This window comes from Clostridium hydrogenum, assembly GCF_021432385.1.
Classification (GTDB): Bacteria; Bacillota; Clostridia; order Clostridiales; family Clostridiaceae; genus Clostridium_S; species Clostridium_S hydrogenum.
Genome location: NZ_JAEACT010000002.1, coordinates 174,976 through 196,256, shown reverse-complemented (window position 1 = coordinate 196,256; position 21,281 = coordinate 174,976). Strand labels below are relative to the sequence as shown.

15 protein-coding genes and 1 pseudogene are annotated in these 21,281 nt (G+C 31.3%); 8 read left to right on the top strand and 8 right to left on the bottom strand.

Annotated features, from left to right (window positions below; translation table 11 throughout):
• Positions 1–743: 743 nt before the first annotated feature.
• Positions 744–2,081: an enhanced serine sensitivity protein SseB gene (locus tag CUEA01_RS00895; RefSeq protein WP_234117258.1), complete on the top strand. Its 1,338-nt coding sequence runs from the start codon at positions 744–746 to the stop codon at positions 2,079–2,081.
• Positions 2,082–2,436: 355 nt separating this feature from the next.
• Here the strand turns inward: CUEA01_RS00895 and add are convergent.
• Together add and CUEA01_RS00885 are read right to left on the bottom strand one after the other, a co-directional pair.
• Positions 2,437–3,441: pseudogene (gene add / locus CUEA01_RS00890) on the bottom strand (adenosine deaminase); the annotation flags it as partial.
• A gap of 63 nt (positions 3,442–3,504) precedes the next feature.
• Positions 3,505–4,491, bottom strand: coding sequence for an asparaginase (locus CUEA01_RS00885; protein WP_234117257.1), 987 nt, complete (start codon positions 4,489–4,491; stop codon positions 3,505–3,507).
• A 676-nt stretch (positions 4,492–5,167) separates the two neighbouring features.
• Between CUEA01_RS00885 and CUEA01_RS00880 the strand changes: the two genes are divergently transcribed.
• The 3 genes from CUEA01_RS00880 to CUEA01_RS00870 all read left to right on the top strand — a co-directional run bounded on the left by CUEA01_RS00880 (position 5,168) and on the right by CUEA01_RS00870 (position 8,371).
• Entirely contained in the window at positions 5,168–6,031 is an 864-nt protein-coding gene (locus CUEA01_RS00880) for a CsxC family protein (protein ID WP_234117256.1), read from the top strand.
• A 90-nt stretch (positions 6,032–6,121) separates the two neighbouring features.
• Entirely contained in the window at positions 6,122–6,919 is a 798-nt protein-coding gene (locus CUEA01_RS00875; RefSeq protein ID WP_234117255.1) for a DUF7852 domain-containing protein, read from the top strand.
• Between the two features lie 51 nt (positions 6,920–6,970).
• Complete coding sequence (locus CUEA01_RS00870; RefSeq protein ID WP_234117254.1) at positions 6,971–8,371, top strand: MATE family efflux transporter; 1,401 nt, start codon at positions 6,971–6,973, stop codon at positions 8,369–8,371.
• Between the two features lie 554 nt (positions 8,372–8,925).
• On the opposite strand, the gene CUEA01_RS00865 is transcribed toward CUEA01_RS00870, so the two are convergent.
• From CUEA01_RS00865 to CUEA01_RS00840, 6 genes are all read right to left on the bottom strand, one after another.
• Positions 8,926–10,086, bottom strand: a complete 1,161-nt coding sequence (locus tag CUEA01_RS00865; RefSeq protein ID WP_234117253.1) for a Ger(x)C family spore germination protein — start codon at positions 10,084–10,086, stop codon at positions 8,926–8,928.
• Positions 10,083–11,195 carry a GerAB/ArcD/ProY family transporter gene (locus CUEA01_RS00860; protein WP_234117252.1) on the bottom strand — a complete coding sequence of 371 codons (1,113 nt, stop codon included), beginning with the start codon at positions 11,193–11,195 and terminating at the stop codon, positions 10,083–10,085. Before CUEA01_RS00860 ends, CUEA01_RS00865 begins: the two co-directional genes overlap by 4 nt.
• Positions 11,196–11,261: 66 nt before the next feature.
• Positions 11,262–11,561 carry a Ger(x)C family spore germination protein gene (locus CUEA01_RS00855; protein WP_234117251.1) on the bottom strand — a complete coding sequence of 100 codons (300 nt, stop codon included), beginning with the start codon at positions 11,559–11,561 and terminating at the stop codon, positions 11,262–11,264.
• Entirely contained in the window at positions 11,558–12,664 is a 1,107-nt protein-coding gene (locus CUEA01_RS00850) for a GerAB/ArcD/ProY family transporter (protein ID WP_234117250.1), read from the bottom strand. Before CUEA01_RS00850 ends, CUEA01_RS00855 begins: the two co-directional genes overlap by 4 nt.
• A gap of 19 nt (positions 12,665–12,683) precedes the next feature.
• Positions 12,684–13,835, bottom strand: coding sequence for a Ger(x)C family spore germination protein (locus tag CUEA01_RS00845; protein WP_234117249.1), 1,152 nt, complete (start codon positions 13,833–13,835; stop codon positions 12,684–12,686).
• Between the two features lie 2 nt (positions 13,836–13,837).
• Positions 13,838–15,442, bottom strand: coding sequence for a spore germination protein (locus CUEA01_RS00840; RefSeq protein ID WP_234117248.1), 1,605 nt, complete (start codon positions 15,440–15,442; stop codon positions 13,838–13,840).
• Between the two features lie 159 nt (positions 15,443–15,601).
• On the opposite strand from CUEA01_RS00840, the gene CUEA01_RS00835 reads away from it, so the two are divergent.
• The 4 genes from CUEA01_RS00835 to CUEA01_RS00820 all read left to right on the top strand — a co-directional run bounded on the left by CUEA01_RS00835 (position 15,602) and on the right by CUEA01_RS00820 (position 21,097).
• A complete protein-coding gene (locus tag CUEA01_RS00835) occupies positions 15,602–17,077 on the top strand; it encodes a spore germination protein (RefSeq protein ID WP_234117247.1) in 1,476 nt (491 codons plus the stop codon).
• The gene (locus CUEA01_RS00830) at positions 17,070–18,200 is read left to right on the top strand and encodes a GerAB/ArcD/ProY family transporter (RefSeq protein ID WP_234117246.1); all 1,131 of its coding nucleotides are present in this window, start codon (positions 17,070–17,072) and stop codon (positions 18,198–18,200) included. The genes CUEA01_RS00835 and CUEA01_RS00830 overlap by 8 nt, the downstream gene beginning before the upstream one ends.
• Entirely contained in the window at positions 18,184–19,299 is a 1,116-nt protein-coding gene (locus CUEA01_RS00825) for a Ger(x)C family spore germination protein (RefSeq protein WP_234117245.1), read from the top strand. The genes CUEA01_RS00830 and CUEA01_RS00825 overlap by 17 nt, the downstream gene beginning before the upstream one ends.
• A 634-nt stretch (positions 19,300–19,933) precedes the next feature.
• A complete protein-coding gene (locus tag CUEA01_RS00820) occupies positions 19,934–21,097 on the top strand; it encodes an iron-containing alcohol dehydrogenase (protein WP_234117244.1) in 1,164 nt (387 codons plus the stop codon).
• The last annotated feature ends 184 nt before the right edge of the window (positions 21,098–21,281 follow it).

The window sequence follows — 21,281 nt, the reverse complement described above, 5'->3', positions numbered from 1 at the left end:
ACAATTGAAACGTCTAAGGCTTTTAAAGTTTTTTACCTAAGATTTATAAAATTTTATTTAAATCATCCTACAACACACTTATTTCGCAATGTACATGGTTTTAAAGGAAAAAATTCCTCCGTGCCTACGGAATTTTGGCTAGTGCAGAAACTTTGATTTTTTACCAGATAATATGCTAAAGGATGTTAATTGGTATATTAATTGATCAACTTATTTAAACATTGGAGAACAAGGATGTAGTGGATTAATCAAAGAACCTTTGGCAGGTGTAGGAAAAAAATGATGTTAGGGAATAGTGGCGAAAAAATTTCTAAAATAAAATTGTATAAAACTTAGTGGAAAATTTTTTAAAGCTTTAGAGCTTTAGATTGTCTGAGCGTATTTTTGCGAGTTATCGAAAGCTCTTAAGCTTTAAAAAATTTGCCGCTTAGTTTTATTAATTTTATTTAGGATTTTGAGCCGCTATTCACTAACATCATTTTTCTGCACCTGCCAAAGGTTCTTTGATTTTGCACTACACTTTTGTTCGCAATGTTTAATTTTTTGATAAATGCAGTTATATTATATCAAATTTTGAATTAAATTCGTGTAAGATTTGGTATAATGTATAATGAAAGATTAATTAAAGATAAACCATTGTGAAACTTAAAATTTATTTGTACCAAAATGCCGTCTTATAGGCATTATTGTTCACATGAATTTTAATAGTTGAGCTGGTATATCGATATATTGGAGATGAGGGCATGAATGAAGAAAGAAAAAATGAAATAGGAAAAGTATTTTTATTAAGCAATGAAATGTCCATAGAGCAATTAAAAAATATAGATATTCAAGAGATTATATTTTTAATTTATTCGGCGCAGCATTTTAAAAGCAAGGGTAAATTCCCTAATATAAATTTTGATAAAAAAATTCAGGTATTTTATAGAATATTGAAAGACAAAATAAAAAATATAGGAGAGTTTTATATTGCCTATGATAAAAATACTAATTATCCGTATGTAGATAGTGAAGGTAGGGCGTGGATATTTTCTAAAAAGGAATATGCTGATAAAGCAGAAGATTATTTTAGGCAGCAGCTAATTATGCTTAAAATGAAAACGATAAGTAAGATGGAAGCAATTGGCGAATTTGTTGATTTGCATAGGATAGGTATAAAAAAGATATTAGTGGATAATGGAGAATATACCGCTGAGGTTAATAGAGATGAGATATTCTCAACATGGGATTTGAGCGGCGTTTCAGGTATAAATATGTCTTTAATAAATCCAGAATTACAGTATGCAGCGATTAACTTTTTTCAAAAATTTTATTCAAAGAGTAATTATGACGGTAAAAATCAGGAGCTTAATAGATTAGAAGGGAATATGTTTAAACAAGTTATTACTGCAAGGTACTTAGTTCCAACTCAGTTAAAAGAAAAAGAACAATCGTATACCGATGAGGATGGTGTTACGAGTGTAAAGGTGGATTCCGTGGCGGAATTTGCACGTTTAATGGACAAGAATAATAAAATTTGGATTCCAGTTTTTACGGATAGGACAGAATTTGAACAAGCATATGATAAAAATGAATGGAATACAAATACTGTAACTTATGATGATTTACTTGCTTTATCTAAAGAGATGGAAGGTATAGTTGTTAATTGCGATGGAATTTGCTTACGTATTGATGAAAAAGCTAAAGCAACTATTGAAAAGTATAGGGATAAAGAGAATACCTTGATGTCTACATCTTTAGGTAAGGGTTCTACAAAAAAAGATACTAAGATTACGCTTGAGGAGCCAGAAGAATACCCAGATGAAATGATAAAAGCTATTAAAAAGTATATGAAAAAAGAGAAAGATATCTATGAAGCTTATTTAAGAATTATGTTAAGCAATGATAAGAAAAGTTATTTGATAATAGTAGATTTTGATGATGATGATAATAAAAATGAGATATTTAAGGAAATTGAGGAAGCAGCTCTTCCGCATTTGGAGGAAATATGCCTTGATGTAATGGAAATGGATGATTGGACTGAAGGAGCAGTAAAAGAAGTTGAACCTTTTTATAGGAGGAAGAGGCTGGGAATATTCTAATACAGAGTACAAAGTACAGAGTACAGAGTACAGTGAAGGAGGATTTTCTTCCGCTTTGCTACAGAAAATCTAATAACTTATTTTTTGATTGCTTACGCAATCGCTATATTATCAATGTTGTCAGCCTCGCTGAACAACATTTAAGTTTAAAATTTACCTGACGTAAGGAAAGGTAAATCATCCTTAACTGTACTCTGTACTCTGAATAAAGGTTCCCAATAATTATAAGTTATCTATTAAACAATCTTAGTGCGACAGCCCCAGAGGGTTTGGGCGTAAGCCCATTAAGTTTTAAATTTTCTGTGTTAACAGAAAATTGTCCTTCACTGTACTTTGTACTCTGTACTCTGAATTTTTCCAGTTCTTTCAATAAATTCTCCTTAATCTCTTTTGGTGCAAAGGAAGCTTCTATTCCGTTTTTTGCCAATTGAAAAGTTTCTTCCAAAGAAAAATCAAGGATGTTTATAAGGTTCATGTATTCATCAACTAAATTTATATTGGAAACAGTTCTATCATCAGTGTTAAGAGTAACATTGATGCCCATTTTTAAATAGTCTTTAATAGGATGCTTTTTGTATTCAGTAACAGCCTTTGTATCAACATTGCTTTTTGGGCACATTTCTAATGGAATTTTAGTTTTTATTAAATAATCTAAAGTATTTTGATCTTTGTAAGCGAAAACTCCATGTCCAATTCTGCTAGCGTGAAGTATATTAATTGATTTTAATATATTTTCTGAGATTCCAGTTTCACCAGCATGTATTGTTATATTAAGGCCATATTTGTGGGCTAAATCAAAGGCTTCTTTATGCAGTTCTGGTGGAAAATCACTTTCATTTCCAGCTAAATCAACTGCTACGACTCCTTTATTCATGTAATTTTTTGCAAGGTTAACTACTTCAATTGATTTTGAAACAGATTCATGTCTCATTGCACATAAAATAAGACCAGAATAAATATTATATTTACTTTCAGCAGCTTTCATAGCAGAAAGAACAGATTCAACAACTTCCTCTACTTTTAGTCCACCGGCTGTATGAAAGTATGGAGCAAACCGAAGCTCAATATATCGTATTCCGTCCTTACTTGCATCTTCTAAAAGTTCTAGAGTTACTCTATAAATATCTTCTTTTTTTTGCATTACCATTATAGGGTAATCAAATTTTTCTAGGTACTCTTTAAGTGAGTCACATTCACCTATAATTTCAAAATGCTTTTTTAATTCTTCTAAATTTGAGGTTGGTATATCAATTTTATTTTTTAAGCATATTTCAAGTATTGTTTTTGGTCTTAAGCTTCCATCTATATGACAGTGAAGCTCAGCTTTAGGAATACTTTTTATTATTTCACGTAAATCCACAGCTTTTACCTCCTTTAATTTTGGATAAATTACCTTCATTGTGTTTGTTAGACGCAAGGTTGTCTATTTATAGTGACCTGCTTCAAACAAGTCTTTTATATAGCTTAAATCATTTGTCTTTCCAAGGGCAAGCATAAGCTTAATTCTAGCTTTTTGACCAGATAAGGTATCACCAAAAATAACGCCCATATTTTTAAGTTCTTTTCCGCCACCGTGGTATCCGTAAGTGTCTAGTGCCCTGCCCTCAAAGCACCTTGATACAAGTACAACAGGAATGTTTTTATCAATTGCCCTTTTAACACCATCTACCATAAGAGGAGGGATGTTTCCTCTGCCCATAGCTTCAATAACTAATCCCTTAGAACCTCTATCTATGCTGAAATCCAAAAAGCTTGAATCCATACCCGATGCACATTTTATAAGATCAACTTTTGATTCTATTTTATCAGTGTCTATATATTGTTTTTCAACCCTGTTTCGGTAAAAAAGAATTTCATTGTTATCAACTACACCAATTGGACCAAATCCAGGTGTTCTAAAAGCATTTAAACTCATGGAATTTGCTTTTACAACTTCATTTGCGCAATTTAATTCTCCATTTAGGCAAACTAGTACTCCAAAGTTTTTTGCTTCTTCTGAAATTGTGGTACATATAGAAGCAGATAAATTAGCAGGTCCATCATAACCAAGTTCTGAACTGGATTTCATGGCACCAGTAACGACAACTGGCTTATCATAATTTATAGTTAAGTCTAAAAGATAAGCGGTTTCTTCAAGTGAATCTGTACCGTGAGTTACGACAACTCCACAGATATCTTCCCTTTTTAATAATTTTTTAATATAGAAGGATAAACTCATCATGTCATTTGGAGACATATGCGGACTTGGAACATTTGAAAAGTTATAAGACTCAATTTCTGCAAAGTCCTCTATACCTGTAACCATAGACATAATTTCCTCACCAGATAAGCTTGGTACGGCTGCGTGGATTTTAGGATCTATTTTCATAGAAATCGTACCACCATTAAATACTACTGCTACTTTTTTCATTAAAGAACCACTCCTATACGTAGGGATGTTGCAGAAAATTATTTTATACATAAATATTAAATATTGCGAAGCAACTCAAGTGAAGGTTTTTAACGATGCTTTGCACGTTAAAAGGTTAACTTTTTCACTATGTGAAAAGTGAAGGGTTTGACATAGCTACGCTTGTCAAAGGTGAAGGGTTTTACCTTTGGTAAAAAGTAAATGTTGATTTTCCTCCGCTTTGCTATGGAAAATCTTTAATTTAAATTTATAATTTTTCCATAGCAAGGCGGAGGAAAAATAACCTTAACTTTCGGCTTTAGCCGAAAAGTTAACCTTTAACGTGCACAGCATCGTTAAACCCTTCACTTTTCACGTAAGTGAAAAAGTTAGTCTTTTAATGAGCATGGCGAATTTAAAACCCTTCACTTGATTTTGTCCGCAATAATTTTAAGTTACCTATTAAATAATTTTAGTGCGACATCTCCTTTATAAAATAAACAGTTTAATTATAGTATTAGATTAAAATAAAAACAATATAAAGTTTTAGGATGCCTTATTGTACAAATTATAAATTTCTTTAAATAAAATAGGTTCATTTCAGATATTTCAGAATAATATATTATCAGAGGTTGAAATTACAATTAATTAATAATTGTAGTTTTATACCAACTTACCAAAAAGGAGAAGATAATATATGGAAGGATGTAAAAGTGGTTTTTGTGAAAAAGGCGGTTACTTTAATCAGGGTGTAGGCTCAGACAAAGGTAGCATTGCAGAAGGTAAAGTAGTTGATGGTGGAAATTCATGTGAAGGCAATGTTGTTAAATATGAAACATTAACAGAAGCAGGAAATAAACCAATATGTCCAGGTATGTTTAAAGTTCCTGTAGTCCTTTCAGAATTTGTTATTCAGATAGATGTAGAATCTAAAATTAGATTAAATTGTCCATCTTATGAAATAAAAAGAATAGAAAAGCAAGTATTCCTTACTCAAGCTAGATATATTGCTGGAACAGATAAAGTATTTATTGGAGGATATATTAGAAAGAATATTGAATATGCTTCAAAACATTGCACATCAAGACATGGAATTTCAGGAGTAATAAATGATCAAACAGTTCAAGTACCTTTCCAAGTTGCTACTAGAATTAAATTTAATGGTAAAAAGCCAATTATATTCCCAAATAGACAGCCAAATGAAGTAAGGTATTTTGATCAATGCAGATTAGGAAAAGATATAAGAGAAGCTGATAGAGCAAGCTATGAAGTATTTAATGAACCAGTATATGCTGAACTTTTATGGTCTGAAGTTTATGATGCAGATATCGATGATAAAGGAAAGCCAATAGATTGTTTACCAAATGAAGAAGAGTTTCAGGAATTTATTGATAAATCTGTTGTATATATTGGAATTAAGTTACTTCAAAAACAACAAATATACAAACCATGTTATGGAAAAGACGATAAAGGCTTTGAAGGCCCTGAGGATAATGAACATTTTTATTCTAACCCTGGATTCAATGGAATCATGTCTCAAACTATAGGTGAAGATAAGTAATATAAATATAGAAGGATCGGTGTAAAAGCCGGTCTTTTTTGTTTATTAAAACATAAGTATAAATAATAAGTAATAATTCGGAGTGGGTTTATGAGTCATAGAAAACATCATAAAAAAGATGATAACAGTGCAGAATTTGAAATATCTAAAGAAGGCAGAAAGAAAATGACACACAGCCATGATGAAAGAAGAGCATTTGAGGTTTATGTAAATGAGAAAAATGAAAATAATTGTAGGCTTCAATTAATTAGCTCAAAAATGGTTATGGAATGTACATCTAAAGTTGTAAGGGAGAGAAAGAAAGAAGGGTTCATTGCTGTTAGGATGCCTGTGGTTATAACAGAGGTAATGGTTAATATAAATATTCAAAATACTATACAATTTACAAGAAATGTTATTAATTTAATTAGTATTAAAAGAAAAGTCCTGCTTAAACAGTGTAAACTCATTCCGGAGGCTAATAAGCTTTTTTTAAATGGCATAGTAATTAAAAGCATAGAATATAATGAAGAAGTTGTTCACAGTGATAGCAATTCAAGGGGAAGAGTAAAAAATATAACTGTAAATATTCCATTTCAATGTGTTACACGAGTTGAATATATTAATGAACCTAAAATGGAGCAGGATAAAAAGGAAGAAACTAAAGTATTTAAAATGATAAATGGAGAACAAACTTTTGTTGATAGTTATAGTGAAACCGATGAAATATATTGTGAACTTGTAAAAGTAACTTTTAATGAGCTCAACATAAATGGGGGTAATAATGCTATTGTAGGAGGGCAGTCTATTCATACTTTTAAAAAATTCAAGCAAAAAATGGCTATGAAGCTTACGGTTAGATTAGTTCAAAAACAGGATCTATTTATTAGAGTAGAGGGTAAAGAGTAATCTTAATAAGTCTCTTTACTGTTACTATTTAATACTGTATTATATATACGTGTGATAAAATTATGTCGAGAAGTGGATGAAGTTATGAAGAGAAATGTATTTAAGTTGGATAAAAAGTCAGATAAAGAAATAATTGGGCTCGCATGGCCTTCTATATTGGAACAATTACTAGAGATGATGGTTGGAATGGTGTCTACAATACTAATGGGACGAATAGGAACAGATGCAGTGGCGGCAGTTGGTATGGTAAATATGCTTGTTGGCTTCTTGCAAACTGTTTTTTCTGGACTTTCAATAGGTACAACTGTTATTATTGCAAGGGTAATAGGTGAAGGCAATAAAACAGAAGCCAAAAGGGCATTAGTACAATCTATGTATATGGCATTATTTGTTGGAGTTTTTTTAGCAGCGTTTGGGAGGATATTTTCAGTTAATATACTTAAGATATTCTTTGGTGGATCTGACATAAAGGTATTTAATATAGGAATAAGTTATTTTAATATAATTGCATTTAATTTACCATTCTTTGTTTTAGATATAATAATATCTGGAGCAATGAGAGGTGCAGGAGATACAAAAACACCAATGGTAATAACAGGAATAGTTAATGTTATTAATGTTATTTTAAATTGTGCGCTTATTTTTGGAGTGAAGCCCCTTCATATACCAGCACTTGGAGTTGTTGGCTCAGCTATAGCAGTTACAATATCAAGAATAATAGCAGTTACAATTAGAACTATAGTTTTATATGCCCATAAAGGACTTAAACTTAATTTGAGTTTTAAGGATGATTATAGTTTAAGACCTCAGCTTATGAAGAGAATTACCAAAATAGGAGTACCTGGTTTTATTGAACAAGCTGTTATGCAGGGTGGATTTTTAGTACTTGAAGTTATTATTGTAACAATGGGAACAGTTGCAATGGCATCTTATCAAGTAGGCATAAATGTAAACTCGCTAGCCTTCTTCCCTATATTTGGTTTTGCAATTGCAAATACTACACTTGTTGGTCAAAGTTTAGGTGAAAGAGATTATAAAAAATCAGAAACCTATGCTCATGAAAGTTTAAAGATAGCAATGATAGCTGCATTTATTATAGGAATGCTAATGATAATATTTTCAAGACCACTTGCAATGCTATATTCAAGTGATCCTAAAGTAATAAATGAATCTTTAGGACTTATAAGAACTTTTGCTATTTTAGAACCAATGCTTGCAATTTTGAATTTATGTTCAGCAACACTTAAGGCTGCTGGAGATATAATGTACGTTATGATAACCTCCTTTATTGGATTGTGGACATGTAGAGTATTTGTGTCCTTTGCCTTAAACAAATGGCTTGGAATAGGAATGACTGCTGTAATGATAGGAATATTCTTTGATTTCAGCTCAAGATCTGTTATGTATTTGAGGAGAATGAAAAAAGGCAAGTGGAAGTACTTGAAGGTATAGTATTACAGAACATTAAATAGAATCTATAAATCTAAGAGCGTAAATTTTAAAATCCTAAGAAATTTCAATAACTCACTGTCGTTCAAACAATTGAAATTTCTAAGTATTTTAAGATTTACGCTCTAATATTTATTAGATTCTATTTAAATTGTTCTGAAACACTATACCTTCAAGTACCAATGGCTAAAGGAGAATACACATACTAGGGGTTTGGGCTTTAGCCCATGTAGATTCATGAACCCAAGAATATTGCTTTCCTTTGCAACAGATAAACACTATTTATAAAAGCTAATTTATGACTAGGGGTTTGGGCTTTAGCCCATGTAGATTCATGAACCCAAGAATATTGCTTTCCTTTGCAACAGATAAACACTATTTATAAAAGCTAATTTATGACTAGGGGTTTGGGCTTTAGCCCATGTAGATTCATGAACCCATGCTTACTATTTTCCAATGCAACAAAACAAAATCATAAATGAATTCATAATATTGACGTGCCTACGGAAAATTATGAATTAATCCAAAGTGTATGTGCTTTCAATTTTATCACCTCATCATTTTATTGGTTTAGAAATAAGTCCTGGTCGTTTTACACTTGAAGTTACAGTTACATCGACTTTAATATTGGGGAAAATTGATTGCCACTCAGGTTTAATTTTATCCCATAAGTCTGGATAGGTTTGGCTTATAATATTTCCAAACCCAAATACATCCGATTTGTATTTCTTTTGTGCTGAATTTAAAGCTAGAAGTACTTCACTTTTAATCGAATTAGATAGTGCTGTGCTAAATTTATCCATAACCTTATAGTCTTTCATAGGATTTAAAGTGCTTGTCATTTCAACTATATTTGCTTCAGCATTTATATTGATTTGTATTGACAAAGAATCTTTTTTTATTAGTGGTTTTATTTTACTTTTGGAATGCAATATTGAAAAATCAACTATACTGTTATCGGGCATGTGGGCTGACACAATTCCGCTTTGAACTTTTCCTTCAATCCACTCCATGCCGCGAGTTTCATTCATATCCATAAAACCTATAAGCTTATCATTTTTAAATATAGCAGTTCCAGAAAGATCAAAAGTATTATCTGTATTAAACTTATTTTTTAGTGTAATAACGCCTAGAATTGGTGTACTAGTTTTATTTAATAAGGCATTAGCAAAATCAAGTCTTGAAATCATGGGGAAATATCCCATTGATGATTGAAATTTTACAAGATTTTCAATTGAATCAGCAGGAATTTTTTCACCAGCAGCATTAGCTTTAACAATATCAGAAGCGCGCCCCTTTGCTATAAGAAGTATTGTATCTGGTCTGGTGGTTCGTATTCTAAATACTGCATCCATAAATAAATTTAAACCTTGTTTCGATAAATTTTCACCTAATACAACATATTTACTGTGTGCAAAGAATAATGGCTTTCCATAGCTTTCTGCAAGATTAGTAGTTGCAGTATAGGGGGTATCACCTAAACTTGTAAAAATCACTACATCAGAGCTACTTTCTGTAGTATTTTTTTTAGAAGTAGAGGAACTGCTACTTTCTGGATTTAAAAGTTCGGCAGTGAAAATATATTTGCCATCTGGAGTTAAGTCAAAACCTGTGGTTAAAACAATGCCCATTTGATTTATTTCTTGTTTTGATTGTTTACAGCCAGTGGATGCAATCATAAGTACAATTATTATAAAAATTGAAATTAGTCTTTTCATAATCTACCCCTCTGATTATTTGAAGATACGAACTTTTTTATATTTACAATTATTAATGCTAGTATTGGTAGTATTATTAGCATTGGTAAGTGTATGTATTTTATTGTAAAGTCTAGCCCTATATTTACGTGCTGTGGATAGTTTGAAGCAATTAACCCTGAAGAAATTAACACTATTATGCTAATTGGTATAGAAAGATATTTAGGATTATTTATTTTTACAAGTGAAGCAGTGCCAAGCATTGCACCATATATAAAGAAGCCTATCTTGAAAAAACCACCTAAAAGCAACATCAGTATTATAAATATATCTAATCTATCAAAAGCACTGCCAGCATGTATTGTTCTAAAGGTTTGTAAAAGCGGGAATAAGGAAGTTGAGGCTAATTTTACACCAAGTGTAGATAGAAACATTATGCAGTTAAAAGATAAAATAAAGCCTTCGAATATAGTTGCCATAATTGTGTATTTCCTTACCTTTTTTGGTTCGGTTACAGAAGTATAAAACATAGAAAATAGTAAGCTTTCTCCAAAGGGAAAGGTTATAAGGGGCCAACCTTTTATAATTAAAAAAAGTAGACTATTATGCATTATGGGTTTTAAATTAGTGAGGTGAAGTGCATTGGGAGTTGTAGATAAAAAAATAAATGATAAAGTGAAAAAAGATAAAAAAATACATAAAAATACAACGGCTATTCTGCATAAAACTTCAATGCCAGTAAAAGTAGCATAGCAAATAACTGTAATCAAAATAAAAGAAACTAGAGTTAATGGTAACTTTGGTAGTGTGGAAATTAACATTAGCTCAGAAAAATCACGAAGTACTCTAGCAGCGCCATAAATAAAATATAAAATGTATACTATGCTAAGAAAAAAGCCTATATATTTCCCAAAGATTTTAGGACTGTATGTTATTATATTATCATTTGGGTAGTTATACCATAAGCTAGTATATATAAGTTGCAATATAATTGCTGGTATTATATAGATAAGTATTGTTATCCATGCATCTTGTTTTGTATCTGAAGCTAAGTAAAAAAGTATGGCAGTACCATTTTCAAAAACCATAATACTTGCAAGTAGCTCTAAAGTGCTTATTTTGGTTTTCAATTTTATCACCTCATCATTTTATTGGTTTATATTATGGAAAAATCAACTACGGAATTATTTGCAAATTCAAGCCTTGAAGCCATAGCTTTCTGCTAAGTTTATTGGGGTAGATGAAGGAGTTTCTCCTAAACTGCTAAAAGTAACCACATCGGAAGTTAGTTCGGTACTATCCTTTTTAGAAGTAGATGAACTTTGAATTTCTGGATTTAAAATTTCTGCAGTAAATAAGTATTTGCCATCTGGAGTTAAATCAAAACCTGTAGTTAAAACAATGCCCATTTGATTTAATTCTTGTTTTGATTGTCTGCAACCAGTAAGTGTAATTGTAAACATAATTATTATGAAAATTGAAATGAGCCTTTTCATAATCTGGTCCTCTTTTTTTGTATTATATATTTGATTTTATATACTAATAATGTAATAATTGGCACAAAAACAGTCAAAGGCAAGTGAATATATGTTAAAGTTATTGTTTGACCAATATATATATGCTGAGGATAATTTTTTGCTATTATTAGCGAAACTATAGTGACAAGTATACAAAATAACACCGAAATGTATTTTGTATCTTTAACTTTTAACAATTGAGAAGTGCCGAGTGCTGCCCCATAGGTAAAAAAACCTATTTTTAAAAAGCCTACTAATGTCATAATTAATATTATGAATATATCCAGTCTATCTAAAACACTTCCAATGTGCATGGTACGTAAGGTTTGTAAAAGTGGAAATAAAGAATCAGAAGCAAAGTCAACCCCTAATACTGCAAGAAACATAATAGTATTTAACGACAGAAGTATACCCTCAAGTATAATTGCAAATACTGCAGTTTTTTTTACTTTTGATTTTTCAACAACAAGTGGAAAAATCATTGTAAAAAGCACACTTTCACCAAAAGGAAAGGTTATTAGTTTCCAGCTGTCTTTTATAATTGGAATAATACCGTTCTCTAAAATTGGCTCTAGATTAGAGAATTTTAGGTCTTCAGGTGTTGTGTATAAAAATATCCACTCACTTATAAAGAAAAATATCCATAAATATAAACAAACATGCATTATACGAGAAAAGGTTTCTATACCATTAAAAAGCCCATATGAAATTGCAAACATAAGTATCAATGAAGTTAAATAAGGAGGTATTTTTGGCATAGAGGCAATTGATATAAGCTCTGCGAAATCGCGTAGAACCCTAGCAGCTTCATATGCAAAAAAGATAGTATATATTATACTTAGGGTATAGCCTATTGGTTTGCCCCAAATCTTTGGCATATAAGTAACTAAGGTATCCTCTGGATATTTACTCCATAAACTTGTATATATAAGTTGTAATATTACTGCTGGAATTATATAAATTAATATAGCTAGCCAAGCATCTTGTTTTGCTTTAGGGTTTATGTAAAAAAGTACAGCACTACCAAAGGGTACTAATACAATAGCAGAAAATAGCTGACTAGCAGATATTCTTGTTTTCATAATATTTCTCCTCGTACTTTCATTTTATCGGCTTTGAAATAATACCTGGTCTTTTTACAGATGAATCAACATTTACTTCAACATTAAGATTAGGAAAAATGTTCTCCCAATCACTTTCAGCCGTTTTCCAAAATTTTGGGTATTGCCTGTGTACCTTGCTTCCAAAATGAAATATATCGGCTTTCAATTTTTTTTGAGCTGCATTTAAGACCGAAAGTACCTCGCTTTTTATTGCCTGGTTTTGAAGTTCGTTTAATTTTTTTATTTTATCTGGAGTTTTCATGACATCTATGTCTTCTGTCATTTCCACTACATTTGCTTCTTCTTTTATATTTATTTTAATTGTTATATTGTCGTTTTTAAGTATTGGTTTTACAGTAGCTTTAGATTTTAAGATATCAAAGGTTATCATTCCACTGTCTGGAGTTTGAACTATTAAATTACCACTTTGAACTTTGCCATTTATCCACTGCATTCCTCGGGTTTCATTTTTATTCAGGTAACCTATTAGTTTATCTTTTTTAAATACACCAGTACCAGCTGCTACAAAGGTATTGTCGGCATTATTTGTTTTTTCAAGATTAATTAATCCAAGAATTGGTGCGGAGGTTTTGCTAGCTAGAGAGTTTGCAAAATCTAATCTTGAAGTTTTGGGTATATAGCCTTTGCTTACTTGAAATTTCAATATGTTATCAATTGCGCTGGCAGGAATTTTTTCATCAGCGGTTGTGGCTTTTATTATATCTAAAGCATTTCCTTTTGTTAAAAGTAGAGGCCTATCAGGTCTAGTATCACTATTTCTTAAAGTGGCATCAAGTATAAGTGACAATCCATTTTCAGCTAAGCGATTTCCTACAATTATATAAGCAGAATGACCAAAAAATAAGTTTTTTCCAAGAGTTGTAGAAATATGATTTATGGCATCATAAGGTGTATTCCCAGAGCTTGTAAAAACTACTACGTTTGAAGGTGATTTTTTAGGTACAGAGGTTGAAGGCTTACTTTCTGTACTTAATATTTGTACAGAAAGAACATATTTGCCTTCAGCAGTTAAATCAAAACCGATGGCTAAAGCTACAGAAAGTTTGTCTATTTCCTGCTTGGTTCTGCTACATCCTGTAGAGGAAAGTGCAAAAATTATTATTAGGACAATTGATATAAATTTTTTCATAATTATTCTCCATTTTTTATCTTTTTCAATAATTTCTTTATATCCTCTGTAACTGTATTGATATAAGATCTTCCTTTTCTATGGGTAGATTTTTTGCCTGTTATAAACCAAGAACGTTTAAGCTTACTCCAAATTGGACGTCGCATTATTACATCAGGTAATTCACTTTTAATAATTGGAGCAAGTGGTTCCATATAAGGTACACCAAAAGAACGAATAGATATAAGTTTTATTATAAAAATTAGTATTCCACATATTAATCCGAGCAAACCTAAGGTGCCGCCAAGAAATAGAAGTATGAATCTAGGTAGCAGCATTGCTTCATACATGTCTGTAGAAGGTACTGAGTAAGCAGCTATTGCTGTTGTTGCAACTACTATTACCATCGGCGTGCTTACAAGACCTGCATCTACAGCTGCTTGCCCTAGCACTAGTGCTCCAACTATGCTTATTGCCTGACCTACCGCTTTAGGCATTCTAAGACCTGCTTCCCTTAACATTTCATAAACTACTAACAGTAAAAAACACTCTAGCAAAGCTGGATAAGGTACGCTAGAACGAGCCTTTATGAAGCTTACAAGTAGGGGAGTTGGTATTAATTCTTGATGAAAGGTTGTGATTGCCAAAAAAAAGCCAGGTAGTGTAAGTGACATGATAAATGATAAATATCTAAGCCAGCGAATAATAGTCGCGGTAATAAAGTTTAAATAAAAATCTTCATTGTTTATTAGAAATTCCATAAAAATTGCAGGAACGGTTAAAACCAAAGGAGTTCCATCAGTTACAATTGCAATTCTGCCTGAAAGTATTTTAGTGGTTACGACGTCAGGTCTCTCTGTTGCATAAATGCTAGGAATTCCCCATAAAGGTTCATCTTCTATATATTCTTTTATGTAGTTATTTACAATGATTGCATCAACGTCTATTTTTTTTAGTCTTTCCTTAAGTTCATCAACTGTTTTTTCCTTTGCTATGTTTGAAAGATATACAATAGTTACATTTGTTTTTGTTTCTCTTCCTAAAATAAAAGATTCAGTTTTTAAATGTGTACTTTTTATTCTTTTTCTTAACAATACTAAATTAGTAGCTAGCGATTCTGTAAAACCGTCTCTAGGACCACGCACAACAGTTTCTACATTAGGTTCTTCAACATTTCTGCCGGGCGGATTTTTTATATCTAGTGACATCGAAAGATTTAAGCCGTCTATAAATATAGCAATATTGCCAGCTAATATGGCTTCTATAGCTGTATCAATATCGGAGTATACAGAGTTATCTTGTATTCCAAGCAAATATTTACAATACTCTAAGCTTTTGGGGTCATATGTATTAGCATAATATTTTAAAGTAAGCTTTCGTATTATGGTGTTTTCAATTATAGAAGATGTAGTTATATTACCGATATATACAATCATTGCGGTAAAATCAGGGTTATTACCTATTTTAACCTCTCGTATGGCTATATCAGAGCAGTTTTTGAATTTATTTTGTATATATTCTTTATTCTTTTTTAGTGAAGCAGAAACTTTTTTTTTACGGGGTTGGGGTGATTGCTTATTGTTATTAGCATGGTGCAATTTAAATGCTTTTTTTATGAAATTAAACAACTAAGCCACCTCCTATGGTAAAACTAATATTTGTAATATTATGTGGAATATTAAAATATTTATTCCTTAATATGAATTAGGGATTAGCAAAGAATTATTTTTCTTTTAAAGGGAATACTAAAAAGAATATTTTTATGTTGAATTGGTGGTGAAATACAAATGAAGAATGAAAAGTCTAAAGCAGTTAAGGTATCAGACGTATTGAGTGAAAATATGAAGCTTATAGATGAAAAATTTAAAGATTGTCCTGATCTCATAAAAAAACAGGCATTTTTAAAGGATAATACAGAAGTGTATTTTATATATATCGATGGAACCATAAATACAGACGTTGTAGAAAGAGATTTAATAAGGCCAATACTAAATATGAATTATGAAGCTGTAAGTGATAAAAAAAAGCTTAATAGCATACCTGCTACTGGTATTAAGTTTTATACGGATATGGACTCCATAATAAGTGATATTTTAACTGGGTGTACTGCTTTTCTAGCAGATGGCATTGAATATGGCTTTACTTCTGCCATTAGAAATTTTGAAAAAAGAAGTATTACAGAACCAGAGATAGAAAAGGATGTAAGAGGCTCCCATGAAGGGTTTATTGAGTTAATGAATGTTAACATGGCAATACTTAGAAGAAAGGTTAAAAATACAAACTTAAAATTTAAGCCTATAGTTGTAGGAGATACAACTAACCAAATTGTTAATATAGTTTATATAGAGGGAATAGCTGACCCAGCGCTTGTTCAAAAATTATATGATAAAATATCAGGAATAAAATTTGATGGTATTTTAGCAGCAGGATATATTGAACAACTGATTGTTGATTTCCCTAATTCTCTTTTCCCCCAATATCAATTAACTGAAAGACCAGATAGGGCAACAGGGGCATTGCTTGAGGGAAGGCTTTTGATACTGACAGAGGGGACACCTGGAGTATTAATTTTACCTGTCACTTTATTTTCTTTTTTTAAGGCTCCGGATGATTATAATACTCATTGGATATTTGGGTCTTTAATTGGAACATTAAGAATATTAAGTGCACTTGTTGCAATATATTTTCCTAGCATTTATATAGCATTAACTACCTTTCACTACTATATGGTACCGCTTAATTTATTAATTCCATTAGCCGAATCAAGAGCTAGAGTGCCTTTCTCACCGGTAGTAGAAGCCTTTGTAATGGAAATTGTAATTGAAATGCTGAGAGAAGCTGCAATAAGGCTTCCAACTTATATTGGCGCATCAATTGGTGTCGTTGGAGGTATAATCATAGGTCAGGCAGCAGTTCAAGCAGGAATCGTAAGTGAACTTTTAATTATAGTTGTGGCAGTAACTGCAATAGCATCCTTTATTACTCCGGTATATGATATGGGTTTAACTTTAAGAACTATTAGATTTGTAATGATGTTGTCAACGGCAGTGTTTGGCATATTGGGTATGTCATGCATAACTGTGCTTATACTTGCAAATCTTGTTATTTTAGAGTCGCTTGATCAGCCGTACTTTCAGCCTATAATCCCATTTAGAATTAAAGATTTAAAGGATACGATAATAAGGGTACCATTGAAATTTATGAAAAGAAGACCAACTATAACTCATCCTTTAGATAAGAAAAGGGGTAAGGGAAATGATTAAAGTAAAAAATGATATAACCTCAAAGCAATTTTTTATTTTTATAGTTAACTGTCAAGTTGGAACTGGGATTATTACACTATCAAATCAATTAGCAGATGAGGTTGGTCATGATGGATGGATTTCAACGATATTAGGTGGAATAGTATGCGCTTTAATTATGCTAATAGAAATGCTTTTGCTAAATCGGTATTCAAATAAATCTATAATTGATATAGATAAAGTTTTATATGGTAAGTGGATTGGTGGAATATTTAATATACTGTTAATAGCTTACACATTTTTGGGCGGGTGTATAATAATAAGAAGGTTTTCTGATATTGTGGCTTCTCAAGTGCTTAAGGAAACGCCAGCGCTTGTATCAGGCTTTTTCATAATACTACCATCTTTATATCTACTATGTTATGGTTTAACTCCAATATGTAGAGTTGGTTGTGAAGCCTTTGCTATAATAACATTAACAATAATAATGTATATGATAGCAGCTAAAGATCTAAGTTTTACTAACTTGATGCCTATTGGTGAAGCCGGGGTAATTCCAATTTTGAAATCAGTAAAAACAACAATATATACTTATTTGGGCTTTGAAATTGTTACATACATGTATCCATGTATTAAAGATAAAGAGAATGCTTTAAAATATGCAGAACTTGCAATATTAGCAGTAACAATTTTTTTTTCAATATCGGTGGTAGTGGTTACAGGTGTTTTTGGTGAAAACTTGCTCAAAAAATTACCTACTTCGCTTATGTTCCTTTCTGGAATTATTGAAATTCCAGTAGTTGAAAGAATAGATTTATTTTTTATAATACTTTGGATGCCGCTAGTTGCATGTGTAGCTAGAAATTTTCTATTTTGTACATATTATAGTTTGGAAAAGATGTTTCCAATGAAGAAAAGAATCCTGTCAATTTTAATAATGGTTATATTAACTATATTAATAAGTAGAATACCAAGAAATTTTGCTCAAACAGAGATGATTGTAAATGTATTCTCTATGTATTCAGTTTGTATTAATGCCTTTTTTATTATAACTTTTATTGTATCAATTATTAAGGATAAATTTACGAAGAAAAGTAACTCAGCTGCGGTGAGGGAGGAAGACAAGAATGAAAAGGTGCTTTAAAATTACAGCAACTATATTATGCCTATTTATTCTAACAGGCTGCTGGGATCAAAAGATTTATGAAAAAATTGGTTTTATATTGGAGGTTGGGATTGAAAAGGGGAATGAAAGAGATTTATTAGTAACCTCCATAATACCGGTTATTGGTGGCGATAGTAAAAGTGCTACAGATCTTTTAATGGTTGAAGCAAATTCTATGATGCAGGCTATTGATACAAATAATAGGTTGTCATCAAAGCTGTTACTTGGTGGTAAAATACAGCAAATACTTTTTTCAGAAGAGACAGCGGAAAAAGGAATAAACAATATAATGAATGTAATTAATAGAGATACTCAAAATCCACTGCTTGCTTATGTTGCTGTCGTTGAGGGAAGTCCAAGAGATCTTATGAAAAGTGAATTACAGTTTAAAAATAAACCAAGGCCTGGAATATATGTTAATCAACTTATAAAAGCAGATATTCAGCATTCATATATACCAAATACAAAAATATATAATTTTGATATAGATTCCTTTAAAAAGGGAAAAGATCCTATAGCCCCTCTTTTAAAACTAAGAAGAGATGGTATTGAAGCAATAGGAAGCGCACTTTTTTCTGGAGATAAGATGGTCGGAAAAATTGGTGTTAGAGAAACTAAACTTTTAACTGCTATGCAAAATAAGACAATGGAAGAATTAAGAATTCATTTTGATGAAATGCAGGAAGTAGGAAAGCCGGGGCTAGGAGAACATAATATGTCAGCAGGACTTAATGTAAGTAAAAGAAAGATAACAGTTGAACTTAAAAATAACAAACCGGTGATTAATGTACTTGTAAATTTTGATGCCTCTGTAAATGAATTTAGATGGAATAACCTTGACGATAAAAGTGTGAAGAAAAAGGCTGAGGAAGTTATGAGTAAAGAAATAAAAGCCAGTGGATATCAAACCTTAAAGTATGCACAAAAGGTTGGCAGTGATCCACTTGGAATAGGAGAAATAGTTAGAACAAAATATAATTCTTACTGGAAAAGTGTAAATTGGAAGGAAGCTTATAAGAATGCAGAAATACACTTTGATACTTATGTATCAATTAAGGATATAGGGGATATTAAATAAATAGAGTACAGATGACAGAGTACAGAGTACAGTTAAGGATGATTTTCTGCTGAAGCATAAAATCTTAAAACTTAATGATTATGAGAAAACAATATATAAATTCTAAGATGCCTTATTTGATGGAAGAAAGGTAAATCAACATTTACTGTACCCTGATTTAAGTAATTACTTGAAATAAAAAGTTGTAATGGTAAAATAATCTTAAGGACACTATATTGCAAGTAAAATATTTTATACGCAAGCTTTAAATATTACGAATTAAATCAATTCACAATTCACAATGAAGGATACACATACTAGGGGTTTGGGCTTAAGCCCATATAGGTTCTTTAACTTAGTAGAATTAATTTCAATAGCAGTGCAATAAAACTTTGTATATTAATAATATTTGCTACAGAAAATCTTAAAACTTATTTTTTTATTGCTTACGCAATAGCACCATTTATGGTGCTAAGCGAAGCTTATAATTTAAGATTTGCCTGACGAAAGGATGGCAAATCAACCTTCATTGTGCATTGTGAACTGTGAATTGTGAATTGATTAAGTTACTTCGCAATAATTTTAGATTACGTTTAAATATTTTTAGCATTAAAACAATTAATTTTTATTGAGAAGAAAAAAGGAGTGTGGTAAAATGTTAAATTTTAATTATTCAATACCTTCGAAAATTTTCTTTGGCAAGGATCAAATAAATGTACTTGGCGATGAAGTTAAGAAATATGCCTCAAAGGTACTTCTTGTTTATGGTGGAGGAAGTATTAAGAGAACTGGATTATATGACAAAGTTATAGAAATATTAAATAGTAACAATATTGAATTTTGCGAGCTTTCAGGAGTAGAGCCTAATCCTAGAATAACTAGTGTAAAAAAAGGTGTAGAGCTTTGCAAAGAAAATAATGTTGGACTTGTACTTGCAGTTGGAGGTGGAAGTTCTATAGATTGTGCGAAGGTTATAGCTGCTGCATATTATTATGATGGGGATGCATGGGATATAGTTAAGAATCCAAGAAAAATTAATAAGGTATTACCAGTTGCAACAATACTAACACTAGCGGCAACTGGTTCGGAAATGGATACTTTTGCAGTTATAACAAATATGGATGCAAATGAAAAATTGGGTACAGGGCATCCAGATATGGCACCTAAGTTTTCAATATTGGATCCAACCTATACAATGACAGTGCCTAAAAATCAAACAGCCGCAGGAACTGCAGATATAATGAGTCATATTTTTGAGGAATATTTTAGCAATGTGAAATCAGCATATGTTCAAGATAGAATGGCAGAAGCACTTTTAAAAACATGTGTAAAATACGGTACAATAGCTTTTGAAGAACCAGATAATTATGAAGCAAGAGCAAATTTAATGTGGGCATCAAGCTTGGCTTTAAATGGATTACTTGGCTATGGAAAGAACAGCAGCTGGTGTGTTCACCCTATGGAGCATGAACTTAGTGCTTATTATGACATAACTCATGGAGTTGGTCTTGCAATATTAACTCCAAATTGGATGAAATATATATTGGATGATAATACTGTGGATAAGTTTGTGGAATATGGAATAAATGTTTGGGGAATAGATAAGAACGAAGATAAATATGAAATAGCTAATTTAGCAATAGAAAAGACTAGGGAATATTTTAGCTCATTAGAAATACCATCAAGATTAAGTGAAGTTGGAATTGATGAAGAAAAGCTTGAATTAATGGCTAAAAAGGCTACTAGACACGGGAAAATTGGAAGCATAAGGACACTTGATACAGAAGACGTACTAAACATATTAAAAGCTTCGTTATAAATAAATATTGCGAATTAAATCAATTCACAATTCACGATGCACAATTCACAATGAAGGATGATTTTCTTCCGCTTTGCTACAGAAAATCTTAAATTTAATTTTTATTGCTTACGCGATAGCACCATTTATGGTGCTAAGCGGAGCTTATAGTATTTAAATTTAAGATTTACCTGACTAAAGGAAG